The organism is Bradyrhizobium sp. DN3 (assembly GCF_041357655.1).
In the GTDB taxonomy this organism is placed as follows: Bacteria; Pseudomonadota; Alphaproteobacteria; order Rhizobiales; family Xanthobacteraceae; genus Bradyrhizobium.
In genome coordinates this window covers 379269-399371 of sequence record NZ_JAULLN010000003.1, presented here as the reverse complement: position 1 = coordinate 399371, position 20103 = coordinate 379269, and the positions used below count along the sequence as shown (strand labels likewise).

The 20103-nt window shown below is 64.2% G+C and carries 21 protein-coding genes; 12 read left to right on the top strand and 9 right to left on the bottom strand.

The genetic code is table 11. The annotated features are described in order from the left end of the window. The 7 genes from AAE027_RS07260 to AAE027_RS07230 form a co-directional block, all read left to right on the top strand. Positions 1-275 (top strand): SufD family Fe-S cluster assembly protein (locus AAE027_RS07260; protein ID WP_370987466.1); only part of this gene is annotated, 275 nt, incomplete at its 5' end. A gap of 61 nt (positions 276-336) precedes the next feature. After that, a complete protein-coding gene (sufC, locus tag AAE027_RS07255; RefSeq protein ID WP_370987465.1) occupies positions 337-1089 on the top strand; it encodes a Fe-S cluster assembly ATPase SufC in 753 nt (250 codons plus the stop codon). 12 nt (positions 1090-1101) lie between these two features. Continuing rightward, complete coding sequence (gene sufD, locus AAE027_RS07250; RefSeq protein WP_370987464.1) at positions 1102-2406, top strand: Fe-S cluster assembly protein SufD; 1305 nt, start codon at positions 1102-1104, stop codon at positions 2404-2406. Then, on the top strand, positions 2403-3650 hold the full coding sequence (locus AAE027_RS07245) for a cysteine desulfurase (RefSeq protein WP_370987463.1): 1248 nt from the start codon (positions 2403-2405) through the stop codon (positions 3648-3650). Before sufD ends, AAE027_RS07245 begins: the two co-directional genes overlap by 4 nt. Further along, positions 3647-4018: an SUF system Fe-S cluster assembly protein gene (locus tag AAE027_RS07240; protein ID WP_091887959.1), complete on the top strand. Its 372-nt coding sequence runs from the start codon at positions 3647-3649 to the stop codon at positions 4016-4018. Before AAE027_RS07245 ends, AAE027_RS07240 begins: the two co-directional genes overlap by 4 nt. A gap of 43 nt (positions 4019-4061) precedes the next feature. Further along, positions 4062-4460: a HesB/IscA family protein gene (locus AAE027_RS07235; protein WP_091887957.1), complete on the top strand. Its 399-nt coding sequence runs from the start codon at positions 4062-4064 to the stop codon at positions 4458-4460. Between the two features lie 181 nt (positions 4461-4641). After that, positions 4642-5070 (top strand): TfoX/Sxy family protein, encoded by a 429-nt coding sequence (locus tag AAE027_RS07230; RefSeq protein ID WP_370987462.1) that lies wholly within the window; start codon positions 4642-4644, stop codon positions 5068-5070. Positions 5071-5136: 66 nt separating this feature from the next. Here AAE027_RS07230 and fabA read toward each other — a convergent pair whose 3' ends face one another. The 4 genes from fabA to AAE027_RS07210 form a co-directional block, all read right to left on the bottom strand. Further along, complete coding sequence (gene fabA / locus AAE027_RS07225) at positions 5137-5667, bottom strand: bifunctional 3-hydroxydecanoyl-ACP dehydratase/trans-2-decenoyl-ACP isomerase (protein WP_370987461.1); 531 nt, start codon at positions 5665-5667, stop codon at positions 5137-5139. A 203-nt stretch (positions 5668-5870) separates the two neighbouring features. Then, positions 5871-6938 carry a GGDEF domain-containing protein gene (locus tag AAE027_RS07220; protein ID WP_130219627.1) on the bottom strand — a complete coding sequence of 356 codons (1068 nt, stop codon included), beginning with the start codon at positions 6936-6938 and terminating at the stop codon, positions 5871-5873. 166 nt (positions 6939-7104) lie between these two features. Further along, positions 7105-8583, bottom strand: a complete 1479-nt coding sequence (locus AAE027_RS07215; RefSeq protein ID WP_370987460.1) for a DEAD/DEAH box helicase — start codon at positions 8581-8583, stop codon at positions 7105-7107. Positions 8584-8881: 298 nt separating this feature from the next. Then, complete coding sequence (locus AAE027_RS07210; protein WP_370987487.1) at positions 8882-9844, bottom strand: AraC family transcriptional regulator; 963 nt, start codon at positions 9842-9844, stop codon at positions 8882-8884. 198 nt (positions 9845-10042) lie between these two features. Between AAE027_RS07210 and AAE027_RS07205 the strand changes: the two genes are divergently transcribed. After that, positions 10043-11557, top strand: coding sequence for a caspase family protein (locus tag AAE027_RS07205; RefSeq protein ID WP_370987459.1), 1515 nt, complete (start codon positions 10043-10045; stop codon positions 11555-11557). Between the two features lie 90 nt (positions 11558-11647). After that, positions 11648-12070, top strand: a complete 423-nt coding sequence (locus AAE027_RS07200; RefSeq protein WP_370987457.1) for a hypothetical protein — start codon at positions 11648-11650, stop codon at positions 12068-12070. Here the strand turns inward: AAE027_RS07200 and AAE027_RS07195 are convergent. Next, positions 12004-12300: a hypothetical protein gene (locus tag AAE027_RS07195; RefSeq protein WP_370987490.1), complete on the bottom strand. Its 297-nt coding sequence runs from the start codon at positions 12298-12300 to the stop codon at positions 12004-12006. The genes AAE027_RS07200 and AAE027_RS07195 overlap by 67 nt on opposite strands. On the opposite strand from AAE027_RS07195, the gene AAE027_RS07190 reads away from it, so the two are divergent. Both AAE027_RS07190 and AAE027_RS07185 read left to right on the top strand, forming a co-directional pair. Further along, positions 12251-13498: an FAD-dependent oxidoreductase gene (locus tag AAE027_RS07190; protein WP_370987456.1), complete on the top strand. Its 1248-nt coding sequence runs from the start codon at positions 12251-12253 to the stop codon at positions 13496-13498. The genes AAE027_RS07195 and AAE027_RS07190 overlap by 50 nt on opposite strands. A gap of 180 nt (positions 13499-13678) precedes the next feature. Next, positions 13679-14440 (top strand): outer membrane protein, encoded by a 762-nt coding sequence (locus AAE027_RS07185; RefSeq protein WP_370987455.1) that lies wholly within the window; start codon positions 13679-13681, stop codon positions 14438-14440. Between the two features lie 113 nt (positions 14441-14553). Here AAE027_RS07185 and AAE027_RS07180 read toward each other — a convergent pair whose 3' ends face one another. The 4 genes from AAE027_RS07180 to parE all read right to left on the bottom strand — a co-directional run bounded on the left by AAE027_RS07180 (position 14554) and on the right by parE (position 19116). After that, on the bottom strand, positions 14554-15324 hold the full coding sequence (locus AAE027_RS07180; RefSeq protein WP_370987454.1) for an SDR family NAD(P)-dependent oxidoreductase: 771 nt from the start codon (positions 15322-15324) through the stop codon (positions 14554-14556). Between the two features lie 21 nt (positions 15325-15345). After that, positions 15346-15531 (bottom strand): hypothetical protein, encoded by a 186-nt coding sequence (locus AAE027_RS07175; protein WP_091888160.1) that lies wholly within the window; start codon positions 15529-15531, stop codon positions 15346-15348. Between the two features lie 306 nt (positions 15532-15837). Further along, positions 15838-16614, bottom strand: a complete 777-nt coding sequence (locus AAE027_RS07170) for an outer membrane protein (RefSeq protein ID WP_091887940.1) — start codon at positions 16612-16614, stop codon at positions 15838-15840. Between the two features lie 453 nt (positions 16615-17067). Then, the gene (gene parE / locus AAE027_RS07165; RefSeq protein ID WP_370987453.1) at positions 17068-19116 is read right to left on the bottom strand and encodes a DNA topoisomerase IV subunit B; all 2049 of its coding nucleotides are present in this window, start codon (positions 19114-19116) and stop codon (positions 17068-17070) included. 273 nt (positions 19117-19389) lie between these two features. Here parE and AAE027_RS07160 point away from each other — a divergent pair, with 273 nt between their 5' ends. After that, complete coding sequence (locus tag AAE027_RS07160) at positions 19390-19920, top strand: DedA family protein (protein ID WP_128934078.1); 531 nt, start codon at positions 19390-19392, stop codon at positions 19918-19920. The last annotated feature ends 183 nt before the right edge of the window (positions 19921-20103 follow it).

Sequence of the window (20103 nt, the reverse complement as noted above, 5' to 3'; positions counted from 1 at the left end):
GCGATTCCTTGTTGATCGGCGACAAATGCGGCGCGCACACCGTGCCGTACATCGAGGCGAAGAACTCGTCGGCGACCTTCGAGCACGAGGCGACGACCTCGAAGATCTCTGAGGATGTGCTGTTCTACTGCATCCAGCGCGGCCTCAGCCAGGAGGAGGCCGTCGGCCTCGTCGTCAACGGCTTCGTCAAGGATGTGCTTCAGCAGCTCCCGATGGAGTTCGCGGTGGAAGCGCAGAAGCTGATCTCGATCTCGCTTGAAGGGTCGGTCGGTTAACACCGACCCTCGCGGTGCGCTTAGGCGCTCCATGCCTCATTTGAATAGACTGGACACCAAAATGGCTTTGCTTGAAGTGAAAGACCTCAAGGTTCGCGTCGAGGAGCGTGAGATCCTCCACGGGCTGACGCTGACCGTGAACGAGGGCGAGGTGCACGCGATCATGGGGCCGAACGGCTCCGGCAAGTCGACGCTCTCTCATGTCATCGCCGGCAAGCCCGGCTATGAGGTCACCGACGGCCAGATCCTGTTTAGGGGCGAGGACCTCCTGGAGATGGATCCCGACGAGCGCGCCGCCAAGGGCGTGTTCCTGGCGTTCCAATATCCGGTCGAGATTCCCGGTGTCACCACCATGAATTTCCTCCGTACCGCACTGAATGCCCAGCGCAAGGCGCGCGGCGAGAGCGAGCTGATGGTGCCGGAGTTTCTGAAGAAGGTCCGCGAAGTCTCGAAGTCGCTGAACGTCCCGCAGGACATGCTCAAGCGCGGCGTCAATGTCGGCTTCTCCGGCGGCGAGAAGAAGCGCAACGAGGTGCTCCAGATGGCGCTGTTCGAGCCCAGCCTGTGCATCCTCGACGAGATGGATTCCGGCCTCGACATCGATGCGCTGCGCATCGCGGCCGACGGCGTCAACGCGCTGCGTTCGCCGGGGCGCGCGATGGTCGTCATCACCCATTATCAGCGGCTACTGAACTACATCGTGCCCGATTTCGTGCACGTGATGTCGAAGGGCCGTGTCGTGAAAAGCGGTGACAAGGAACTGGCGCTGGAGCTGGAAGCGTCCGGCTATACTCAGTTCGAGGATGCCGCGTAAGGAATTTTGGAGATGAACGTTGCTGTGGCAAAGACCGGGAACGGCCGCGCGGTGAGCGATCTCTTCGCCAGCGCTGAAGGCCGCTTGCCGGGTTCGCCCTCTGTGATCGCGGCGCGCCGCGAGGCGTTCGAGACCTATGAGCGTCTCGGCCTGCCGCACCGCCGGATCGAGGAATGGAAGTACACCGATCTGCGTGCGCTGGTCGGTGAGGTGCTGCCGCTGGCAGCGGCGCCTGATTCGGCCGCGTTGAAGCGCGCCACGGAAGCGGTGAAGGCGCATGCGATCGCGGGCGCCCGCAAGCTGGTGCTGGTCGACGGCGTGTTTGCGGCCGATCTCTCCGACGTGAAGGCGCTCGGCTCCGAGGCGAGCCTCAAGACGCTGCGGGAGACGCTGGAGAAGGACGCCAGCCTCCTCAATACCGCGTCCACCGATGCCGTGATCGCGCTGAACGCCGCCATGACAACTGACGGTGTCGTGCTGTCGATTGCTGACGGCGCACAGCTGTCCTCACCGATCCAGATCATCCACATCGCAGCCGCGGCTTCCGCGTCGACCTTCACCCGTTCGCAGGTTGTGATCGGGAAGGGCGTTCGCGCCACCATCGTCGAAAGCTTCGTTGCGGCCGATGCCAAGGCCTACCAGGTCAACGATGCCGTGCTCGTGACGGTTGGCGACGACGCCGATGTTGCTCACATTCGCCTGATGGACGATGCGCCTGACGCGGTGAACGTCACCTCACAGTTCGTCACGGTCGGCGCGAATGTGAAGCTCAACTTCTTCAACATGACGACTGGTGCTGCCGTCAGCCGCTTGCAAGGCTTCATCACGCTGGCGGGCGAGGGCAGCGAGCTCTCGGCTAACGGCGTAAACCTGTTGCAGAAGACCGAGCATGGCGACACCACGTTGTTGGTCGACCACGCCGTGCCGAACTGCGTCAGCCGCGAGACGTTCCGCGCCGTGATCGACGATCGCGGTCATTCGGTGTTCCAGGGCCGCATCATCGTTCGTCCCGACGCGCAGAAGACCGACGGCAAGATGATGACCCGCGCGCTGCTGCTCTCGGATGAAGCCGAGGCCGACAACAAGCCCGAGCTCGAGATCTTTGCCGACGACGTCTCCTGCGGCCACGGCGCCACCGCTGGCGCGCTGGACGAGAGCCTGTTGTTCTATCTGAAGGCGCGCGGGCTGCCGGAGAAGCAGGCCCAGGCGTTGCTGATCCAGGCCTTCGTCGGCGAGGCGATCGAGCAGATCGCCGACGACGGCCTGCGCGACCACGTGATCGGCATCGCCGAGCGTTGGCTGGAGCGGCGGTCATGAGCACGCATCCGGCCGTCAAGAATGGCGCCTACGACGTTGCGCGCGTGCGCCAGGACTTTCCGGCGCTGGCCATGCAGGTCTACGGCAAGCCGCTGGTCTATCTCGACAACGCCGCCTCGGCGCAGAAGCCCAGCGCGGTGCTCGACCGCATGACGCAGGCCTACACGAGCGAATACGCCAACGTGCATCGCGGCCTGCATTATCTCGCCAATGCGGCGACGGAAGCCTATGAGGGCGCGCGGGCAAAAGTCGCGCAGTTCGTCAACGCCCGCCGGACAGAAGAGATCATCTTCACCCGCAACGTCACCGAGGCCATCAACCTCGTGGCGTCGTCCTGGGGCGAGCCGAACATCAAGCAAGGCGACGAGATCGTCCTCTCGATCATGGAGCACCATTCCAACATCGTGCCCTGGCATTTCCTCAGGGAACGCCACGGCGCGGTGATCAAATGGGCGCCCGTCGATGACGAAGGCAATTTCCTGATCGACGAATTCGAGAAGCTGCTGACGCCGAAGACCAAGCTTGTCGCCATCACCCAGATGTCGAACGCGCTCGGAACCTTCGTTCCGATCAAGGAGGTCGTGCGGCTGGCCCACGATCGCGGCATTCCCGTGCTGGTCGACGGTGCGCAGGGCGCGGTGCATCTGCCCGTCGACGTGCAGGATCTCGACTGCGATTTCTACGCGTTCACCGGCCACAAGATTTATGGTCCGACCGGCATCGGCGCGCTCTATGCCAAGCACGAGCACCTTGTCGCGATGCGGCCGTTCAACGGCGGCGGCGAGATGATCCGCGAGGTTGCGAAGGATTGGGTCACCTATGGCGACCCGCCGCACAAGTTCGAAGCCGGCACCCCGCCCATCGTCGAAGCGATCGGCCTCGGTGCCGCCATCGACTACGTCAATTCGATCGGCAAGGAGCGCATCGCCGCGCACGAGCAGGATCTCGTCACCTACGCCCAGGATCGGCTCCGCGAGATCAACGCGCTGCGGCTGATCGGTACTGCGCGCGGCAAGGGGCCAGTGATCTCCTTCGAGCTCAAGGGCGCGCATGCCCACGACGTCGCCACCGTGATCGATCGCCAGGGCATCGCGGTGCGCGCCGGCACCCATTGCGTGATGCCGCTTTTAGAGCGGTTCAACGTCACCGCCACCTGCCGGGCCTCGTTCGGCATGTATAATACACGGGAAGAAGTCGATCATCTGGCACAGGCGCTTCTGAAAGCGCGGGATTTGTTCGCATGAGTGACATGGCCGACGTCAAAGCCAATCCGATGGAGACCCATTCGGCGCTGCCGCCGGAGGAGACCGAGCGCTTGACCACCGAGATCATCGCGGGCCTCAAGACCGTGTTCGATCCGGAAATCCCGGCCGACATTTATGAGCTCGGGCTCATCTACAAGGTCGAGATCAAGGACGACCGCTCGGTCGACGTGCTGATGACGCTGACGACGCCGAACTGTCCGGCCGCCGGCGAGCTGCCGACCATGGTCGAGAATGCGGTTGCCAGCGTCCCCGGCGTCGGCGTGGTCGACGTCAAGGTCGTCTGGGAACCGCCGTGGTCGCCCGAGCGCATGAGCGACGAAGCGCGCCTCGTGCTGAACATGTGGTGACGGCTCGCATTGAATTCGCTTCGCAACGGACCACATAGATAACATGACCCAGGCGACACCAGCTTCGACACCAAAGCCCCGGCGGCCGCGCCCGCAGGTGATGCGGCTGACGGATGCTGCCGCGCAGCGGATCACGGAGCTGACCCAGCGCGCCGATTCCGAGATCGTGGGCCTGCGCGTCGGCGTGAAGAACGGCGGCTGCGCCGGCCAGTCCTACACCGTCGAATACGCCCACGAGATCCGCCCGACCGACGAGGTCGTCGAGGACAAGGGCGTCAAGATCCTGGTCGATCCCAAGGCCGTGCTGTTCCTGCTCGGCACCGAGATGGACTACAAGGCCGACAAGATGCAGGCCCAGTTCGTCTTCAACAACCCCAACCAGGTCTCCGCCTGCGGCTGCGGCGAGTCGGTCGAACTGCGGCCGGCGAAGGTTGAGGGGTAAGTCCGGCTTTCGCAACCCCCACCGCTGTCGTCCTGGCGGAAGCCAGGACCCATACCGCGTGATGCCTCGATCGTGGGAGGTATCCGTACCGCGTGGCGTAACTTTTACTCTTCGCTAAACTACTCCCTGGGGTAATGGGTCCTGGCTTTCGCCAGGACGACGGTGGGGAGAGAGTTGGGCCATGGACCGCGAATTCCTGATCGACCTGTTCGCCGATTTCGGACCCGTCACCATCCGAAAAATGTTCTCCGGCTACGGCATCTCCGCCGACGGCACCAATTTCGCACTGTCGCTGCGTGCCGGCCTGTTCTTGCGCGCCGACGAGGCGACCATTCCTGAGTTTGAGGCCGAAGGCTCAAAACCGTTCCAGTACTCGACCCGCACCAAGACCGTGGTGGTCAACTCCTACTGGGAGCTGCCCGCGCGCCTGTTCGACGATTCCGCAGAGCTTGCACAATGGGCGAGAGCGGCGCTCGCCGCCGCCCAGCGCGCCAAGGTGAAGAAGCGGCCGAAGGGGAAGAAGGTGGTGCCGAAGAAGCCGGTTGCCAAGAAGCGGGCGGCCAAGAAGACGGCACGTAGGGTGGGCAAAGCGAAGCGTGCCCACCGTTGATAATCGTGATGTCGGAGACATGGTGGGCACGGCGCGTACGCGCGCCTTTGCCCACCCTACGGCAGCTCAATCCACGGGCTTGGTCAGGCCAACCCGCATATCCTTCGCCACGAAGACGCAAGTGCCGTCGGCAAGCACACGGCCGTCGGCAATTCCCAGCACCAGCTTTCCGCGCCGGACCATGCGCATGGCGACCTCGTAGCGGACGCGTTGCGCGCTCGGTGTGATGGTGCCCGTGCACTCCACCTCGCCGACGCCGATGGCGCGGCCCTTGCCCGGTGAGCCCGACCAGCCGAGCCAATAGCCGATCATCTGCCACATGGCGTCGAGCCCCAAGGAGGCCGGCATCATCGGGTCGCCGTGATAATGGCAATCGAAGAACCAGTGGCTTGGTGTGATGTCCAGCTCGCCGACGACATGGCCCTTGCCGAACTCGCCGCGGTCCAGGCTGATCTCCGTGATGCGGTCCATCATCAGCATCGGTGGAGCCGGCAACTGCGCATTGCCCGGGCCGAAATAGCCGCCTTCGCTCGATTTCAGCAGTTCGTCCGTGGTGTAGGACGGTTGCGGCGTGTGAAAATCGTGAGGATTGGGCAAGGCGATAAGTCCTTTGCAGGCTCGGGGGCAGGCAGCCGATTTTGCAGCGTCAGATGCTGTTCGCCACGGAAGAATGTCAAGCGGCAGCGCCGTAGGGTGGGCAAAGCGGAGCGTGCCCACCAACCGATATCGCCCCATCGGAAGCACTGCTGGTGGGCACGGCGCGATGCGCCTTTGCCCACCCTACAGCAGCTGCTGAAGACCTACGCCACCCGGTTGTGCGTCTCGACCGCGTATTCCGGATCGACTTCGCAGATCACGCGGTTGCGGCCGTTGCGCTTGGCGGCGTAGAGGCAGGCATCCGCGCGCTCGATCAGCGCGTCGGTGTCGTCGCCCTGCTTGAGCAGGGAGACGCCGACGGAGATGGTGACGCGGCCGAGGATCTCGCCGGTCGACTTCTTCTTCAATTCCTTCGCCATCACCGCGCGGCGGATGTGATCGGCCACCGTGAGCGCCTGGCGCAGCGCGGTGTTGGGCAGCACGACCGCGAATTCCTCGCCGCCATAGCGCGCGGTGATGTCCTGGCCCTTGATGGTCTGCTTCAGCGACAAGCCGACCAGCCGCAGCACCTGGTCGCCGGTGAGATGGCCGTAGGAATCGTTGAACGACTTGAAATGATCGATGTCGAACAGCAGCAGCGACAGCGGCTCGCCGGAGGCGAGCGCGCTCTGCACGGCCATGCCGATCATGCGGTCGAAATATTTGCGGTTGCCGAGGCCGGTGAGCGGATCGGTCAGGCTCTCGGCGCGGATCGCCTCCAGGCTTTGCTGGAGATTGCTGATTTCGTTCTTCGACAGCGTCAGGCGGCCTTCCAGCGCCTTGTTGGCCTCGCGCATCTCGCTGGTCGAACGCAGCAGCGTCTCGACAATCGCCTTGATCTGGTCGCGGCTCTTGGCTGACGACAGTTTCTCGGTCGCACCCGACAGGCTGGCGTCGTAGGCGCCACTCATCCCAAGCGCATCGCCGAGAACCTTCATCACGTCGTCGATCTCGCCGATGACGCGCGCGCCGACCTTGTCGATGCGATCGGTGGTCTTGATGTGGGAGAGATAGGTCTCGTAGATCTGCTCGAGATCGGCTTCGGTCAGCTTGCCGTTACGCGCCAGCGTCTCGTTGATGATCTTGTTGAGCGGTGCGTTGTAGCCGGTGGCGTAGACGTACCAGATCTCGTAGTTGCGGGGGATTGCCGTCTGCCGAAGCGATCGGATCTGACCGAGCGCTACCTCGGCGAACGCCATCGTGCGTTCGTGTTCATCGAGAACCTTGACCACGGAACATACCCCACAGCGGTCGGTGCGCCCGCGACCGCAGCAATGCTTAAATTATGTTCGTAGGCTAACGGACGATCGTGAACGCCCCGTAAATATACGTTCACGAACCGTCTAAAAAAGTGTGGAGCAGTATTTTTGCAACCGAAACCTCGAGCGCGTCGGCGCTTCAGGCGCCGGCGGGGGAGCGGACCGGCCGCAGCAGAAAGGCCGGCAGGTGCGAGTGATCGCCCGGCTCGCTGTCGACCTCGCGCTGGCGGCGCGGCTCGGGACGGCCGATCGAGGGCACATGCGACGCATTGGCCTGCGAACGCGCGCCGTGACGCGACTCGGATCCGCGCTTCTCTTCGGGACGATGCCTTGCTTCGGACGGCTGTCGCGCCTCGCGCGGCTCGTGGCTGCGCTCACGGTCGTGACCGCGCCGCTCGCCGCGCTGCGGCTTGCCGCGTCCGCCGCGTGAACGTTCACGGCCGCGCTGCTCGCGCGGACGCTCGGTCCCGTCGGCGACCTCAGCGTGGACTTCGTAGTCGCCCTCGGCGCGCGGAATGTTCTGGCCGATCAGCTTCTCGATCGCCGCCATCGATTTCTGGTCGAGCGGCGTCACGATCGAGATCGCGGTGCCGGTGCGGCCGGCGCGGCCGGTGCGGCCGATGCGGTGAACGTAGTCGTCGGCGTGATGGGGAACGTCGAAATTGAAGACGTGGCTGACCTCGGGAATGTCGAGGCCGCGGGCGGCGACGTCGGAGGCCACCAGCAGCGGCAGCTCGCCCTTGCGGAACTGATCCAGCGCGGCCATGCGGGCCGGCTGGTCCATGTCGCCGTGCAGGGCGCCGACGCTGAAGCCGTGCTTCTGAAGCGATTTGTGAACGATGGCGACTTCACGCTTGCGATTGCAGAAGATGATCGCGTTCTTGAGGTCCTTGGCCTCGCGCAGCAGACGGCGGAGCAGCTCGCGCTTCTCGTGCGCCTCGCGTCCGGCGGGCACCTGGGCCTGGGTGACGGTCACGGCGGTGGTGGCGGGCCGGGAGACTTCGACCTTCTGCGGATTGTGCAGGAAGGCCTCGGTGATGCGCCGGATCTCCGGCGGCATGGTCGCGGTGAAGAACAGCGTCTGCCGCGTGAAGGGGACGAGCTTGCAGATGCGCTCGATGTCGGGGATGAAGCCCATGTCCAGCATGCGGTCGGCTTCGTCGATGACGAGCAGCTCGACGCCGGTGAGCAGGAGGCCGCCGCGCTCGGTATGGTCGAGCAGGCGGCCCGGCGTTGCGATCAGCACGTCGACGCCGCGCATCAGCTTGGCGTCCTGATCGCCGAAGGAGACGCCGCCGATCAGGAGGGCGACGTTGAGTTTCTGGCCGGCGCCGTAGCGGTCGAAGTTTTCCTTCACCTGCGCGGCTAGCTCGCGGGTCGGCTCGAGGATCAGCGTGCGCGGCATGCGCGCCCGGGCTCGGCCCTTTTCGAGGATGGTGAGCATCGGCAGCACGAAGGCCGCGGTCTTGCCGGTGCCGGTCTGGGCGATGCCGAGCACGTCCTTGCGTGCGAGGACGTGGGGGATCGCCTGTTCCTGAATGGGGGTGGGGTTGGTGTAACCGGTGGCCGCCACTGCGGCGAGGACTTTTTCGGACAGTCCGAGATTTGAAAAGGACATTGAGCCTCTGGTCGAAACCGCCGTTCGGAATCGAGGGTAATAAGGCTGTCGCGTTCCACCCCGAAACGGCGCGCTCTCAAAGAAGCTGGGGGTGCTGACTCACGCGAACAAAGCGCCAGGCTCGGGAATCGGTCTTCGATCTGAGCCGCGTCGCCCCGGAACATAGGCGGGAATCCGCCAAAGTCAATGGAGCGGGCGCGGGAAGACCCTAAAAAGCCTGAGGTTTTTGCCCAAATAGCGGGCGCGGCTGGGGTTTTCCGCCCAACCCCGGGGGCTGGCCGGAGTCGGCAAACGGCGGCTAATGCCCCTCCCAATCCTGGGCCCGGAAGTCGCCGGGGGCCATGCCATAGGCGGCGTTGAAGACGCGGTAGTAGGTTGCCAGGCTCTCGAAGCCGCAGGAGGTCGCGATGTCGGCGATCAGCCGCTCCGGGGCCTCGCGCATCAGGCGGCGGCTCTGTTTCAGGCGCTCGTCGGTCACGGTCTGCGAGAAGCTCTTCTCCGCCGTCTCGAACAGCATATGCAGGTGACGCACGGAAATGCCGAGCAGGTCGGCCACCATCGTCGGCGCGAGTTTGGGGTCTTGCAGATGGCGCGCGATCAGGCGCCGGGCCTGCGAGTGGCGGGCGGTCCGCAGTGCGGCCTGTCCGCGGCGGCTGCCGGGCCGCAGGATGCCGCGCTCGATCAGCGCCAGATGGGCGAGTGCCTGGACGAGGGAGGTCGCATCGGCAGCGCCGCCATCCGCCGCGGCCTCGTCGAGATCGGCGAAGCAGGCGCCGAGCAAGGGCGCCAGGGTGGGATCGTCAAAGGTCCGCGGTGCAAGCTCGCGCATGCGCTTGTCCTGGGCCGGGATGCTGCTCACCGGGATCTTCAGGATCCGCAAATGGAAGCCGCCTGCGCCCAGCGGCGCAGTGCGATAAGGCAGGTCGGTATGGCTGGTGGCGAAGCTGCCGTTCGCGATCGCGAAGTCGCTGCCGCGCATGCCGCCGAACCAGCCGCCGCTGCCAAGCTGCTGGTAGACGCAGATAGCGTCGCCCGGCGCGGAGGCGATGTCGGATGCGCTGCGCTCGACGGTGTAGGGTGAGGCCTTCAGCTCGACGAGGCCGGCGCCGCCGAGCTGGCGCAGCGAGAATTCGCCGAAGAAGTCGGCGCGGCGTTCGCGCGCGAGCTCGGCGGTGACGCCGAACAATCCCTTGGCGCGTACCTCGCGCCAATAGTCGAAGCGGTCGTGCGGCTCGACCTCGTCGGTGCACCAGCGATACACGGCAGCCCCCTTCAACGGAATGCCCAAGAAAAAGCAGATTCCGACGGAATCTGCCATAGGGCCGATGATGGAATCGGGGACCAAGGCCCTTGAACCGTCGATATGGCTGGGCCGACTATCACATCAACGGCCGGGTTTGCCATGAACGACCGTTCGAGGGGACCGGCGTGGGGCCGTTCTGCAACGGGAAATATTGCGATGACGCGTCGGCTTTTCAGAATTCTGGCGGCACTCGGCCTCGCAGCGGGCCTGAGCGGCCTGGCGCTTCCCGCGCATGCCGAGAAGCGCGTCGCGCTCGTCATCGGCAACAACGACTACAGGAACGTACCGAAGCTGCTCAAGGCGGTCAACGACGCCCGCACCATGGGCGATACGCTGAAGCAGCTGGGCTTCTCCGTGATGCTCGCCGAGAACCAGAACCGGCAGCAATTCTCCGAGACGCTGCTTGCCTTCGACAAGGCGATTGAGCCCGGCGACACCGCGTTCTTCTTCTATGCCGGCCACGGTTTCGAGATCGCCGGCCAGAACTATCTGCTGCCGACCGACGTTCCGGCGGCGACGGAGGGGCAGGAAGAGCTGGTGCGCGACGCCTCCATCCTGGCCGACCGCATCGTCGAGCGCCTTCAGAACAAGAAGGCGCGAACCTCGATCCTGGTGTTCGACGCCTGCCGCAACAATCCGTTCGAGCGCAAAGGAACCCGCGCGGTCGCCGGCGGCGGCGGGCTCGCGCCGATGACGCAACTGCCGGAAGGCGTGTTCTCGGTGTTTTCGGCAGGTCCCCGCCAGACCGCGCTCGATCGCCTCTCTAACGACGACGCCAATCCCAATTCGGTGTTCACGCGCACCTTCGCCAGGGAACTGCTCAAGCCTGGCGAAAATCTCGTGCAGGTGGCGCAGCGCACCCGCCGCGCCGTCAGTGAAATGGCCGATACCGTGAAGCACAAGCAGGTGCCGGTCTATTTCGACCAGATGGTCGACGACGTGTTCCTCAGCGGCCTCGCCAAGGATGCCGCCGCGCAACCGGACGATCCGCCGCCGCAGAAGCTCGCGGCGCTGCCGCCGGTGTCGGTGCCGCGCCTGCCGAAGGAGGAGACCACCAACGCGCCGATCGCGAGCTTCTCGCGGCACAATGGCGGCTGGAGCGTGGTGTTTTCCTTCGCCGACCCGACGCTCGGCATTTCCTGGCGCATGGCCGGCAAGGGCGATTTCCGCGAGACCGGCTTCATCGACACGCTCGATCCGCGCACGCGCAAGCGGATGCCGAACCCGTCGATCGAATTGCCGCCGGACGCGCAAGCCGGCACCATCGAGGTCCGCTATGTCGATCAGTCCGGCGACATGCAGGGGCCGTTCCCGATCAGGTTCGATCCCGAGGCCGCGCTGATCCGCGACCAGCGCAAGATCCTCGACATGACCTCGACGAGCTGGCTGTCGTTCCGCGAGTTCAATGGGCTGCTGGTCTACTACACGCATCTCGTGTCCTACCGCTGCGCCATCCGCGAGGTGCGCATCGGCATCGACACCGCCGTGCCCAGCCAGGTGCTGAAGATGCCCGCTTGCGACATGCGCGATCCCAGCGCGATCAGCGCCGGCATGCCGCTCTACATGAAGCTCGCCCCGGCTACGCAGTTTGTCTCGGTGGAGCTGACCTATCGCGACGGCAGCGTCTCGGAGATCAAGAGTTTTCGCAGCGCGAACCGCAGCAATAATTGAGGTCTTCGTCGGCCGCGGCGTGATGAGCAGAAGACGGAACAACTCCTGCTGACCTGACTTGGATTGTCTGTCAAACCAGGGAGACGATTCATGTTCCGCAGATCCATCTTCGTAACGATCGCTTGCGTTGCATTGTCGACGGCGGCCCTCGCTCAAGGGGGAGGTGGTGCTGGCGGCGGAGGTGCAGGCGCAGGTGCAGGCGCAGCGGCAGGTACAGGTACCGGCGGCGCCAGCGCGGGATCTGCGGCCAGCCCGGGTGCCGGAATGGGCACGTCGTCCAGCAGCGCCAACTCCGGGTCGGCTCCCTCCGGGATGGGGACGCATGGCACCACCACGGGGGCCAACGTCAATACCAACATCGGTCAGCCCAATCCGAACGTTCAAGCTCCAACCGCAAACGCTAAGACGCCGGCAGCAGCGCAAGCCGAGCGAAACATGGGGGTCGGTCATGCGACCAATGGGTTGCCGATCGGCAGTCCCGGCACCGGGACCAGCAACGAGGACCAGAAATAGTCTGGTCCCGATTTCAGGCAAGGCCGCGCTCTGCGGGCCTTTTTTATCAGGCGCTTGTTTGCTGATGCAAACCGGGCGCGACGGGCTTTTGCCTGCAAATTGAGACTGCGCTCGGCTTGAATCGCGTTAGTATCGTCCGGCATATCTTGATCGATACTTACATCGCGGATCGCTGCGGCAATGACATCCGACCAACAACCAAACCGGAGCATGAAGGTCCGCTGCTGCATCGTCGGCGGCGGCCCGGCGGGCATGATGCTGGGCTATCTCCTGGGCCGCGCCGGCATCGACGTCGTGGTGCTGGAGAAGCACGCGGATTTCTTCCGCGACTTCCGCGGCGACACCGTGCATCCCTCGACGCTTCAGGTGATGGACGAGCTCGGCCTGATCGACGGCTTCCTGAAGCTGCCGCACCAGCGCTTGCAGAAGATGGACGGCCTGTTCGGTGGCACGCCGGTGCGCGTCGCCGATCTCAGCCGGCTGCACATCAAATACCCTTTCATCGCCTTCATGCCGCAGTGGGACTTCCTGAATTTCCTGCGCGAGGCCGGCCGGCGCTTTACCTCGTTCAAGGTGATGATGAGCACGGAGGCGGTCGATCTGATCCGCCGTGGCGAGACGATCGCCGGCGTGCGGGCGCGGACGCCTGAAGGCATCATCGACATCGAGGCCGATCTCACCATTGCCTGCGACGGCCGGCATTCGACCGTGCGCGAGTGCGCCGGCCTTAAGGTCGAGGAGATCGGCGCGCCAATGGACGTGCTGTGGTTCCGCGCCGGCCGCAGGCCCGACGAGACGGAGAGTGTGTTCGCGCGGATCGAGCCCGGCAAGATGATGATCACCTTCGACCGCGGCGATTATTGGCAATGCGCCTATGTCATCGCCAAGGGGCAATTTGATGCGGTGAAGGCGAGGGGACTGCAGGCGCTGCTCGATGACGTCGTGCGCATGGCGCCGATCCTTCGATCCGGCATCGCGGAGGTGAAGAGCTTTGACGACATGAAGCTGCTCACCGTCGCGATCAACCGCCTGACGCGCTGGACATTGCCAGGCCTGCTTCTCATCGGTGATGCCGCGCACGCGATGTCGCCAGTCGGCGGCGTCGGCGTCAATCTCGCCGTGCAGGACGCGGTCGCGACCGCAAACCTGCTGGCCGACAAGATGGAGCACGGTTGTCCATCGGAGAACGAGCTCGATGCGGTGCGACGCCGGCGCGAGTTCCCGGTGAAGATGATGCAGCGCATGCAGGTCATCATGCAGAACAACATCATCAGCGGCGCCTTGCAGCCGGGCGATCGGCCGCTGAAGGTACCCTTGATCTTGCGCCTCATCACCGCAGTGCCCTGGCTCCAGGGCATTCCGGCGCGCCTGCTTGCGCTCGGCGTTCGGCCCGAGCACGTCCAGTCGAAGGCCGCGCCGCCATCGTAGCGCAAGACATCGCTAGGGATAACGCTGCGTTAAAGCGCGCGCGGCGCGTTGCGCACGTGCAACAGCACAAACGGATTCTCGGGCCACCGCGTGTCGATCTTGTCACGTTAACCGTGTTGATTTCAATTTTAGTAAGAGCCGTCTGTGACCGTGCGCCCATCAAAGGACACGGGGTGTACCATGCGTAACAAATTGATTGCCGCCTTCGCTTGCACGACCGCTCTGGTTTCGACCGGCGCCGCTTCCGCCGCCGATCTTGCTGCGCGCTACACGAAGGCGCCCGCCTATGTCGAGCCGCTGTTCAACTGGACCGGTTTCTATGTCGGCGGCCACATCGGTGGCGCATGGACCAACGAGCAGTTCATCAACAACGGGACCGGCGCGGCGTTCGGCGATTTGCTCCCGGGAGAGGGCTATCGTCAGCGCAACTCGGGCATCATGGGCGGCGCGCAGATCGGCTACAACTGGCAGGCCAACAACTTTGTGTTCGGCATGGAAGGTACGATCTCCGGCCTCGACAACAAGGGTACGGTCGTGAACACCGCGTTCGCGCCGGCGAACGACGTGTTCTCCTGGCGGGCCAATGTGCTGGCGACGGTCGTCGGTCGTGCCGGCTTTGCCGTGCAGAACAACCTCTTCTACATCAAGGGCGGCTATGCGGGGGTCAACAACCGACTCTCGGTCACCGACCCGGTCGTAGCGGGTACGGGCGGACAGACTCACTGGGCCAATGGCTGGACCGTCGGCGCCGGCTGGGAATACGGCATCACCCGCAACTGGATCGTCGGCCTCGAATACAACTACGCGGCCTTCGGCAGCCAGACCTATCAACTCGGCGGCACGGCGGGCAATTACACCTTCGATGCCAAGCCGCGTGACATCCAGTGGGCCGTCGTGCGCGCGAGCTACAAGTTCGACGCGCCGACCATCGCCCGCTACTGAGCACGTCGACGCAACGCGACCAACGATCAAAAAAGAGCACTGCCAAAATTTCAAAAGCCCCGGCTTCCACCGGGGCTTCTTTTTGCGTGCAGTGTTGTGGTGCAGGCCTGGCGTCAGGCCATCACCGAGAAGCCGCCGTCGACGGGGATCGCGGTTCCCGTGACGAAGTTCGACGCGGGCGAGGCGAGGAATACGGCGATGCCGGCGAAGTCGTCGATGTCACCCCAACGCCCCGCGGGCGTGCGCGCGAGCACGCGCTCGTGCAGCCCCGAGACTTGCTGCCGCGCGCCGCGGGTGAGGTCGGTGTCGATCCAGCCCGGCAAGATGGCGTTGACCTGGATGTTGTCGGGCGCCCAGGCGTTGGCGCAGGCGCGCGTGTACTGCACGATGCCGCCCTTGCTCGCCGCATAGGCGGTGGCGAAGCTCGCACCGAAGATCGACATCATCGAGCCGATGTTGATCACCTTGCCGTTGCCGGACGCCTTCAGCGCCGGATAGGCCAGCTTCGAGCACACGAAGGCGCTGGTGAGGTTGGTGTCGATCACCTTGTTCCACTCGTCGAGCTCGAGCTCGTGCGGGGGCTTGCGGATGCTCATGCCGGCATTGTTGATGAGGATGTCGATGCGGCCGAGCTCCCTGATGACGCGGTCGACCATGGCCGCGACGGCGGCCTTGTCAGTCACGTCGGTGGTGATGGCGATTGCCTTTACGCCGCGCTGCCTGAGATCGGCCACGGCGGCGGCGGACTTGGTTTCGTTGCGTCCGATCACGGCGATGTCGGCGCCGGCGTCGGCAAGGCCGCGGGCCATGCCGAGCCCGATGCCGCCATTGCCTCCTGTTACGACAGCGACCTTGCCGCGAAGATCGAACCGGCTGGATGTCATGCTTTTATTCCCTGGTTTCTTCTATTGGTTGCTTTGCCAGATCAGCACCAGCCCGAAGCCGGCCATGGCTGCGCCATAGCCGGCCCATTGCAGCTGGTTGACCATGAAGCTCGATCGGGGCCAGGCAAGCGTGCCCGTGCCCTGTCCGATCCAGAGCAGCCCGACGGCAGTCGCAAACAGGCCTGCGATCAGCAGAAATCTGCGCATGCATTCCTCCCCATCGGTCCGCTTCTGTCGCGACACGGCGATGAAGGATCGCCGCCGCGAAAGCTTGCGCGCACACTAACCGTAGCTTCGGTTCGGATACAATGGCAGTGCGCGGCGCGCGGGGACGAGACTATGCCCCTGGACAAGCACTGAAGCCGAGGCGATCAGGGATGCCGATCGGCGGCGGTGGAAGCGCGGCCTCGTCGATGCATACACCTCACTGAGGCGTGCGTCGGCCGTTGACAGGCCCACAACGAAAAAGCCCCGGACGATGCCGGGGCTTTGACGTCTGAATATAAGATCAGATCAGTACTTCGCGACGACCGGACCGGTCCAGTTGAAGCGGTAGACCAGCGAGGTGCTGATGGTCTGCACCAAGGGCTTGAAGCTGATGGAGTCGGTGGTCACGAGGTTGCCGACGTCGGTGCGGACGGCAATGTCCTTACGATCGTAGTAGGCAGCACGATATTCGGTCTTCATGAACCAGCCCGGCGCCGTGATGCCGAAAATGTTCAGATTGTTCTCGACGCCACCGCCGACGAACCAGCCATTGCGGTTGAACGAGTCGGTGTGGAAGCCCGAAGCCGTCCCGGCGAGATTCGTCAAGCCAGCGCCCGACCAGTGCGATCCAGTGTAACCGCCATTGACGTAGGAGAGAACATTCGGAGCAACCAGATAGCCGAGGCGAACACCCGCAGCCCAAGCGTCCTGCATCTTGATGCGGCCGGTCAGCGCAGCAAACTCATCGTTGATGCTGCCGCGCAGGCTGCCGAACTGACCATCGGCGAACACGCCAGCCACCCAGGTACCGGAGAACTGCCAGTCGTAGCCGGCACCGACCGTTCCAAACCAGCCATCGCCGCCGACACGCTGATCGATCGTCACGGGAACGCCAACGAAGTTGGTGTGGGAGTCCGCATCCCAGACGCCGCCGCCGGCGCCACCGAAGATGTAGAAGCCGGTCCAGTTGGCGACCGGCGCGGGCACCGGAGCCTTCACGTAGGGACGGGCAGCAAGGTCAGCGGCCGAGGCCGAACCGGTCATTGCCGCAACCGCGGTCAGAGCGAGCAAAGTCTTCTTCATGTTAAAATCCCCAACCTTGGTCTGTCGTAGCCGGCGCGAGCGCGCTGTAAGTTCGTGTGATCTGATACCCGGACTATAGACGTTTCCGGCCGAAATGCTGTTGCTGGGCAGGCACACTCGCCGGAAAACGCCGATCGGCAGAGATCTGCTTTGAGAGGACCATTTCATAAAATAACTACATTCTATCAATGGGTTGGATGCCAGTGGTGTAAACTTGGAGTCTGGCAACCTCTCGTTAACGAAATCGGCTTCGTCCGGAATGGAGGCAATCCTGCCTCAGCTTTGGTTCCCGTGAGTCGTTGGCCGAGTCGCAGCGCGAAGGGTGGGAATCAACCGCGTCCTGGCGAACCACCGGCAAGGTTGTCGGGGAGGCAGTGTCGTCCTCACAAACGAAAGAGCCCCGGCGGTCAAACCGGGGCTCTTGATGGGACGCGGCAGCGTGAGGCTGGCGGGTCAGACGTCCAGCAGTTCCTCGCTGGCAAACTCGGCCTTGTCCGAGATGAACGCGAAGCGCGCCTCGGCCTTGGTGCCCATCAGGCGTTCCACCGAATCCGCCGTGGTGTCGCGATCGTCGGCAAGCAGCACCACCTTGAGCAGCGTCCGCTTGCCCGGATCCATGGTGGTTTCCTTGAGCTGCGCCGGCATCATCTCGCCGAGGCCTTTGAAGCGGTTCACCTCGACCTTGGCGTTGGCGTTGAACGCGCTCTTGATCAGCTCTTCCTTGTGCTTGTCGTCGCGGGCATAGACCGATTTGGTGCCGTGGGTCAGCTTGTAGAGCGGCGGCACCGCGAGGAAGAGGTGCCCTTCGTCGATCAGCCGCGGCATCTGCCGGTAGAAGAAAGTGATCAGCAGCGAAGCGATATGCGCGCCGTCGACGTCGGCGTCGGTCATGATGATGATGCGCTGGTAGCGCAAATCCTCTTCGCGATAATGCAAGAGCTGGCCGCAGCCGATCGCCTGCACGAGATCGGAGAGCTGGGCATTCGCCGTCAGCTTGTCCTTGCCGGCGGAGGCGACGTTGAGGATCTTGCCGCGCAATGGCAGCACGGCCTGGGTCTTGCGATCGCGCGCCTGCTTGGCGCTACCGCCGGCCGAGTCGCCCTCGACGATGAAGAGCTCGGAGCCTTCGGTGCCGGCATCGGTGCAGTCGGCGAGCTTGCCAGGCAGACGCAGCTTCTTGCCTGCAGTCTTGCGCGCAGTCTCCTTTTCCTGACGCCGGCGCAACCGCTCCTCGGCGCGGTCGATCACGAAGTCGAGCAGCCTGTTGGCCATGTTCGGATTGCCGGACAGCCAATGGTCGAATGGATCCTTCATCGCCTGTTCGACGATGCGCTGCGCTTCTGCCGTGGCGAGGCGGTCCTTGGTCTGGCCCTGGAATTCCGGCTCGCGCACGAACACCGAGAGCATCACGGCGGCGCCGACCATCACGTCTTCGGAGGTGACGGACGCGGCGCGCTTGCCCTGACCGACGCGCTCGGCGTGATCCTTCAGGCCGCGCAGCAGCGCGCTGCGCAAACCCGATTCATGCGTGCCGCCATCGGGCGTCGGCACGGTGTTGGTGTAGGAGGAGAGAAAACCGTCGGCATCGGCGGTCCACGCCACCGCCCACTCGCAGGCGCCATGGGCACCGTTGCGGCCGGATTTTCCGGAGAAGATGTCGGGATGCACCAGCGTGTCGGCGTGGATCGCCGCGGCGAGATAATCCTTGAGACCACCGGGGAAGTGGAACGTCGCCTCCGCCGGCACGTCCTCGACGCCCTTGAGTAGCTCGGGCGCGCAGTTCCAGCGGATTTCGACGCCGCCGAACAGATACGCCTTCGAGCGTGTCATCTTGAACAGGCGCTGCGGCTTGAACGAGGCCTTGGCGCCGAAAATGTCGGTATCGGGCTTGAAGCGCACGCGCGTGCCGCGGCGGTTGTTGATCTTGCCGAGATCCTCGAGCTTGCCCTTGGGATGCCCGCGCTCGAACGTCATGCGGTAGAGCTTCTGGCTGCGCGCGACCTCGACCTCGAGGCGCGAGGAGAGGGCGTTCACCACGGAGATGCCGACGCCGTGCAGACCGCCCGAGGTCTCGTAGACCTTGGAGTCGAACTTGCCGCCCGAATGCAGCGTGCACATAATGACTTCGAGAGCCGACTTCTTCGGGAATTTCGGATGCGGATCGATCGGGATGCCGCGTCCGTTGTCGGTCACGGTGAGGAACCCGTCCGCGCTCAGATCGACCTCGATGAAGGTCGCGTGCCCAGCCAGCGCCTCGTCCATGGAGTTGTCGATGACTTCGGCGAAGAGGTGATGCAGCGCCTTCTCATCGGTGCCGCCGATATACATGCCGGGTCGGCGCCGCACCGGTTCCAGGCCTTCAAGCACCTCGATGTCGGCCGCCGTGTAGTCGGCTTCCCCGCCGCTGCCGCGCGAGGCCGTCTTGGCGGCGGACGCACGCGACTTTGGCCCGTCGGCGCCGAACAGATCGTCTTTCGCTTTGGTTTTCAACTGCTTGGACATATTTCTTGATACGTTTTGAGGGCCGCAGGAGCGGCGAATCGGTTAGGCCGACTATGCCACTTCTGACTCGGAAAGGTTACAGCTGGGCCTGTCGGGCCGTGTGGTTGGTTGCCAATCTCGGCGATTTTACGCCGCAGACCCGCCAAGTCCCGGCAATTTGACGTCCGGACCCATCCCTAACCGGGCTTTGTGACTTGATGTCACACAAGCCCTTGGCTTACCAGTCCTTTTCATCGAGCAGCACCTTGAGACAGGGCGGAAGGCTAATCTGGAATGGAGCAGTTTGCGCACGCCCTTGCCGACTTCGTGCGCGCTCACCAGGCTTGGGCGGCGCCGATCGTGTTCCTGCTCGCCTTCGGGGAGTCGCTTGCCTTCATCTCGCTGCTGGTTCCGGCCTGGGGCGCGCTGGTGGGGATTGGTGCGCTGATCGGGGTGAGCGGCATCAGCTTCTTTCCGGTCTGGATCGCCGGCGGCCTTGGCGCGGCACTGGGTGACTGGGTCTCCTACTGGTTCGGCTACCGTTACAAGGAGAGCGTCGCCCAGATGTGGCCACTCTCGCGCTATCCGGAACTCCTGCCCAAGGGCGAGGTCTTCGTGCGGAGCTGGGGCGTGCCCAGCATCTTCATCGGCCGCTTTTTCGGCCCCTTGCGCGCCTCGGTGCCGCTCGCAGCCGGCATCTTCGAGATGCCTTATTGGAGCTTCCAGATCGCCAATTTCGTCTCGGCACTGGTCTGGTCCGCGGCACTGCTGCTGTTCGGCGACGTGATCGCGAAGCTGATGGAATGGATCTGGCGTCTCCTCTGAGACCGTGAACCTTGACGGGAACCGGATCTGGCCTTATAGCCGCGCGCCATGATCAACGCCGCGACCATCCTGTTCGCCCGTCGCCGCCGCCGCTCTTTAGCGGTTTGGGCGGTCGATCGCGTTTGAGATCATCGTCTTTGCCGCTGGATCCGGTCCGCGGCATTTTCTCTCCTGTCAGCGCGA